We start from the raw sequence: 5,396 nt of genomic DNA, 5'->3' as shown, positions 1-5,396 counted from the left end.
TCGCTGGACCGCGTCGGGCACGCCGACCTCCCCGTCGACCTGCGTCCCGGCGACGTGATCGTCTTCGGCCGGGCGGGGGCCTATGCCTACACCCAGGCGATGACCCACTTCCTGTCGCATCCGACACCGGAGCAGGTGTGGGTCGGCTGACCGGTGGAAAGCGTGCCGGTCCCGTCAGGTAGCCCATTCCTCGAAGACCAGCCAGGTCCGAGTCGCGAGCACGCCAGGGACGGCCTGGATCCGCTCGAGCACGACATCACGCAGCTCGTGGTTGTCGCGGGCGCGCACCTCGACGAGCATGTCGAACTCAGCGCCGACGAGCGCCACCTTCTCCACACCCTGCAGCGCCGCGAGCACGTCGAGCACCTCGCGCCAGGAGCCCTGCTGGATCGAGACCGACACATAGGCCGCAGTGGTCAGACCCAACTTCTCCTTGTCGACCTGGGCGGCGTACCCGGTGATCACGCCATCGCGATGCAGCCGGTCGAGCCGGTTGTAGGCCGATGCCCGGCTGACGTGGACCCGCTGCGCCAGGGCCCGCACCGAGAGTCGCCCGTCCTGTCGCAGTGCGGTGACCATCTCCCGGTCCGTCTCGTCCAGCACCACCGGTGGCGCGCCCGAGGCCGCAGCCCTCGGACTCGCCACTCGTCCAGCCCGACCCGGCTCGGACGTCTTGCGACTCGACAATTGGTCGTTCGACATACGTCAAGGATGCCAGACGTCTAGACCTTTGCGTTCGCGTGGACCACTCACCCTCTGACGCAGGACGATGAGAGGCAATTGTCTACGCGGAGGACTCGATGATGAGCAAGATCCCAGACCTGCTGCCGTGCGCGCAGCCGGTGCAGTTGATCGCGCCCGATGGCGCCGCGGTGGAGCCGAGCGACGAGGCGAGCGCCCGCGGCTACGCCATGCCGCCGGATGACGACCTGCTCGCGGTGTGGCGCGCCATGGTGATCGGGCGCCGCTTCGATGCCCAGGCGACGGCGCTGACCAAACAGGGCCGCCTCGCGGTCTACCCTTCCTCGCGGGGACAGGACGCCTGTCAGGTCGCGCCGGTGCTGGAGCTGAAGGACTCCGACTGGTTCTTCCCGACCTACCGTGACTCGATGGCGCTGGTCGCTCGGGGCATCGACCCGGTCAAGGTGCTCACGCTGCTGCGCGGCGACTGGCACTGCGGCTATGACTCCGCCGCCACTCGCACCGCCCCGCAGTGCACCCCCCTGGCTACCCAGGCGGTCCACGCCGCTGGAGCGGCGGACGGGCTGCGGCGCAGGGGGACCGACGGAGTCGCGCTGTGCTTTGTCGGGGACGGCGCGACGTCGGAAGGCGACTTCCATGAAGCCGTCAATTTTGCCGGCGTCTTCAACGCGCCGGTAGTCTTTCTCGTGCAGAACAACGGCTATGCGATCTCGGTGCCGCTGGCCAAGCAGACCAAGGCACCTGCCCTGTCCTACAAGGGCATCGGGTATGGCGTGCGCGCCGAGCAGGTCGACGGCAACGACGCTGCCGCCGTGCTCGCGGTGACGCGCGCGGCATACCAGCACGCCCGGTCCGGTAAGGGCCCGTTCCTGATCGAGGCGCACACCTATCGGATGGAAGCGCACACCAACGCCGACGACGCCACCCGCTATCGCACCACTGAGGAGGTCGACGGCTGGACCGGGCAGGACCCGATCGTGCGGCTGCAGGCCTATTTGGTCGCGCGGGGCGCGCTCGACGACGCCCGGATCGAGGAGGTCAGGGCGCAGGGGGAGTCACTCGCCGCGGATCTGCGGGCTCGGATGAACGCCGAGCCGGTCGTCGACCCGATGGAGTTGTTTGCCCACGTGTATGCCGAGCCCACGCCGCAACTGCGCGAACAGGCGCAGATGGTGCAGCGCGAGCTAGCCGGGAGCGCGAGCGCCGCCGGTGCGCATTTGCCCACGCCCACCAAGGAGGAGGCGCGATGAGTAAGCCCACGACCTACGCGCAGGCACTCAACGCGGCACTGCGCGACTCGATCCGCGAGGACGACTCGGTGCTCGTCTTCGGCGAGGACGTCGGCACGCTGGGCGGCGTCTTCCGGATCACCGACGGGCTCACCAAGGAGTTCGGCGAGGAACGGTGCTTTGACACCCCGCTGGCCGAGGCCGGGATCGTCGGTTTCGCGATCGGGCTGTGCACGCAGGGCTTCCGGCCGGTCATCGAGATGCAGTTCGATGCGTTCGGCTATCCGGCGTTCGAGCAGGTCGTCTCGCACGTGGCCAAGATGCGCAACCGGACGCGGGGCGCCCTGACCCTGCCCATGGTGATCCGTTACCCCTACGCCGGGGGCATCGGTGGCGTCGAGCACCACTGCGACTCCTCCGAGGGTTACTACGTCCACACTCCTGGCCTACACGTGGTGACGCCCTCGACCCCGGCGGACGCCTACAGCCTGCTCCGAGAGGCGATCGCCTCCCCGGACCCGGTGATCTTCATGGAGCCGAAGTCGCTCTACTGGTCCAAGGCTGAGCTTGACCTGCCGACGAAGACGGAGCCGTTCGGGAAGGCCGCAGTCCGTCGCGAGGGCAGCGACGTCACGCTGATCACCTACGGCCCTCAGGTGCCGCACGCGCTCAAGGCGGCGGAGGTGGCCGCGGCCGAGGAGGACTGGAGCGTGGAGGTCATCGACCTGCGCACGCTGGTGCCGTTTGACGACGAGACCGTGATGGCGTCCGTGCGCAAGACCGGGCGGGCCGTCGTGCTCGCCGAGGCGCAGGGCTTTGCGGGGATGGGCGCCGAGATCGCCGCACGCATCTCCGAGCGGTGCTTCCACTCCCTGGCCGCGCCGGTGCTGAGGGTCAGCGGGCTGGACATCCCCTATCCCCCACCCATCCTGGAGCACTCCTACCTGCCCGGTGTCGACCGGATCCTCGACACCATCGAGCGGCTGCAGTGGGACGACGAGCCGGACCTGACCCATGGGCCCGCCAGCCAGCAGTCGGTGCGCGCATGAGCGCGCCCGCCCACGTCTTCATGCTGCCCGACCTTGGGGAAGGTCTCACGGAGGCGGAGGTCACCCAGTGGCTGGTCGCCGTCGGTGACGAGGTCGCCATCGACCAGGACGTGGTGACCGTCGAGACGGCCAAGGCTGCGGTCGACGTGCCCTGCCCCGCCGCCGGCGTGGTGACGAAGCTGCACGCCGAGCCGGGCACCATGCTCGCCGTGGGTGCTCCCCTGATCACGATCGGCGGCGAGCCCGACGATGCTGGCGGTGCGGACGGTGCTCGCGATGCTGACCGTGTTCGCGACGCCAACGACCCGTCGCAGGCAGCGGGCGCCGGCGGCGATCAGTACCGCACCGAGGAGCGGGCCGGCACGACGGCGCCGCCACACGAGGCGACCACCTCCCCGGACCAGCCCGAGCGACCGCTCATCGGGTATGGCGCCAGCGACGGACCCGTGCGCCGCACCCGGCGGGGTCGGCGCCAGCCCAGCGACGCCCCGGCCGAGGCCGCGACCGAGGCCGCGACCTCGCCCAGCCTCGCCCCGGACGCTGACCCCAACGCACCGACCGGCACCGCGGTCGAGGAGCAGCGAGCGGTGCGCGTCATCTCACCTCTGGTCCGCAAGCTGGCGCAGGAGTGGGACCTGGATCTCTCGCAGGTTGCCCCGGGACCCACCGGGGTCATCCGCCGCGCCGACCTGGAGGCAGCCCGCGCTGGCCAGACGCCTGAGGCGGCAGCGGCGCCCCTGGACCGCGGGCGGCCCGCAGGCGCGCGGGAAGACGTGCACGTCCCCATCCAGGGTGTCCACAAGCTCATGGTCGAGCGGCTCACCACCTCCCGCCGGGAGATCCCCGACGCCACCACCTGGGTCGACGTCGACGCGACCGCGATGATGAAGCTCAAAGACCGCCTTAAGACGACGCGCCCCGAGGCCGCCATCGGGGTGCTCCCCCTCCTGGCGCGGATCGTGGTCGCCGGCCTCACGACATACCCCGCCCTCAACTCCTCCGTCGACCTGCAGGCCGGCCAGATCGTGCACCACGGCGCGATCAACCTCGGCTTTGCCGCGCAGAGCCCGCGTGGGCTGGTGGTGCCGGTCGTCCAGGACGCCGGGTCGATGACGACCACCGAGCTGGCCGCGGCGCTGCGCGAGCTCACCATCAGGGCGCGAGAGGGCGTGCTGACACCGGCTGAGCTGATCGGTGGGACGTTCACGCTCAACAACTACGGCGTCTTCGGCGTCGACGGCTCCACGCCGATCATCAACTACCCCGAAGCCGCGATGCTCGGGGTGGGCCGGATCATCGACAAGCCGTGGGTGCACAAGGGCAAACTCAAGATCCGCAAGATCACCCAACTCGGCTTCACCTTTGACCACCGCGTCTGCGACGGAGGGACGGCAGGTGGCTTCCTGCGGTTCGTGGCGGACTGCATTGAGGAGCCAGCAGGAATGCTCGCCGACCTGTGAGGCAGACTGCACACGTGCATCCGACAAACCAGATCGTGCTGGACGCGGTCGAGGCGGCCGGCATCACCGCGCGCATGGTCTGGCTGGACGAGCACGCCCGCACTGCCGTGCTGGCAGCCGAGCAGATCGGCTGCGAGGTCGCGGCGATCGCCAACAGCCTCGTCTTCGACTGTGACGGCGAGCCGCTGCTGGTCATGGCCAGCGGCGCGGCGCGCGTGGACACTGCCCTGATCGTGCAGACGCTGGGGGCGCAGCGGATCGAGCGCGCGAGCGCCGCCTTCGTCCGGGCGGCGACCGGCCAGGCGATCGGCGGGGTGGCCCCGACCGGCCACCCGGTCCGACTGCGGGCGCTGATCGACCCCGAGCTCGAAGCGTTCGAGGAGGTCTGGGCCGCGGGCGGCACTCCGGACACGGTCATGGCGCTGACGTATGACGAACTCGTGCGTCTCACCGGAGGCACGCCGACGCGCGTCCGCTGAGTCGCGTCTGCGACCTCTCTCCAGTCGGCTGTCGGAGGGCGCGGATATGGTCACCACGTGACCTTCTTCGTGCACCGCGCGACCAGCACCGACGTGCTGGCCGACGGCCTCGGCGAGCTCCTGGCGACCCCCCTGGCGGACCCGTTCGCGCAGGAGGTCGTTGCGGTGCCCGCCAAGGGGGTCGAACGGTGGCTGGCCCAGCGTCTCTCGCACCGCCTCGGCGCCGGAGCGGCCGGTCACGACGGGGTGTGCGCGGGCGTCCGGTTCCTCAACCCGCACTCCCTCGTCACGCTGGTCCTCGGCATCGAGCGTGACGACCCGTGGCACCCCGACCAGCTCGCCTGGCCAGTGCTGCGAGCCATCGACGCCAGCCTCGGTGAGCCCTGGGCGGCCACGCTGTCTGAGCATCTGGGCTTTGGCGTGCCAGGGACCGAGGGTCAGTTGCGTCGCGGTCGCCGCTACTCCGTCGCCCGGCGC

The 5,396-nt window shown here is 70.3% G+C and carries 6 protein-coding genes; 5 read left to right on the top strand and 1 reads right to left on the bottom strand.

All coding sequences use genetic code 11. The annotated features are described in order from the left end of the window. Positions 1-174: 174 nt before the first annotated feature. Positions 175-702 (bottom strand): Lrp/AsnC family transcriptional regulator, encoded by a 528-nt coding sequence (locus Q4P07_RS12870; RefSeq protein ID WP_303375315.1) that lies wholly within the window; start codon positions 700-702, stop codon positions 175-177. A 101-nt stretch (positions 703-803) separates the two neighbouring features. Between Q4P07_RS12870 and Q4P07_RS12865 the strand changes: the two genes are divergently transcribed. The 5 genes from Q4P07_RS12865 to Q4P07_RS12845 form a co-directional block, all read left to right on the top strand. Next, positions 804-1,952, top strand: a complete 1,149-nt coding sequence (locus tag Q4P07_RS12865) for a thiamine pyrophosphate-dependent dehydrogenase E1 component subunit alpha (RefSeq protein WP_303375314.1) — start codon at positions 804-806, stop codon at positions 1,950-1,952. After that, positions 1,949-2,980: an alpha-ketoacid dehydrogenase subunit beta gene (locus tag Q4P07_RS12860; protein ID WP_303375313.1), complete on the top strand. Its 1,032-nt coding sequence runs from the start codon at positions 1,949-1,951 to the stop codon at positions 2,978-2,980. Before Q4P07_RS12865 ends, Q4P07_RS12860 begins: the two co-directional genes overlap by 4 nt. Then, positions 2,977-4,440, top strand: coding sequence for a dihydrolipoamide acetyltransferase family protein (locus Q4P07_RS12855; protein ID WP_303375312.1), 1,464 nt, complete (start codon positions 2,977-2,979; stop codon positions 4,438-4,440). Before Q4P07_RS12860 ends, Q4P07_RS12855 begins: the two co-directional genes overlap by 4 nt. Positions 4,441-4,514: 74 nt before the next feature. Next, positions 4,515-4,919 (top strand): YbaK/EbsC family protein, encoded by a 405-nt coding sequence (locus Q4P07_RS12850; RefSeq protein WP_303375320.1) that lies wholly within the window; start codon positions 4,515-4,517, stop codon positions 4,917-4,919. 57 nt (positions 4,920-4,976) lie between these two features. Beyond that, positions 4,977-5,396, top strand: a 420-nt coding sequence (locus Q4P07_RS12845) for an exodeoxyribonuclease V subunit gamma (RefSeq protein ID WP_303375311.1), incomplete at its 3' end; no start/stop codon positions are given.

The organism is Ornithinimicrobium sp., assembly GCF_030537745.1.
Taxonomy (GTDB): domain Bacteria; phylum Actinomycetota; class Actinomycetes; order Actinomycetales; family Dermatophilaceae; genus Ornithinicoccus.
Note: the sequence above shows the minus strand (reverse complement) of the source record. Positions and strands in the feature narration are given on the sequence as shown.

Bases quoted from the DNA above. Each gene is read 5' to 3' on its own strand.
- Q4P07_RS12860 (WP_303375313.1), top strand. From the start codon at position 1,949: ATGAGTAAGCCCACGACCTACGCGCAGGCACTCAACGCGGCACTGCGC.
- Q4P07_RS12870 (WP_303375315.1), bottom strand. From the start codon at position 702: ATGTCGAACGACCAATTGTCGAGTCGCAAGACGTCCGAGCCGGGTCGG.
- Q4P07_RS12850 (WP_303375320.1), top strand. From the start codon at position 4,515: ATGGTCTGGCTGGACGAGCACGCCCGCACTGCCGTGCTGGCAGCCGAG.
- Q4P07_RS12855 (WP_303375312.1), top strand. From the start codon at position 2,977: ATGAGCGCGCCCGCCCACGTCTTCATGCTGCCCGACCTTGGGGAAGGT.
- Q4P07_RS12865 (WP_303375314.1), top strand. From the start codon at position 804: ATGAGCAAGATCCCAGACCTGCTGCCGTGCGCGCAGCCGGTGCAGTTG.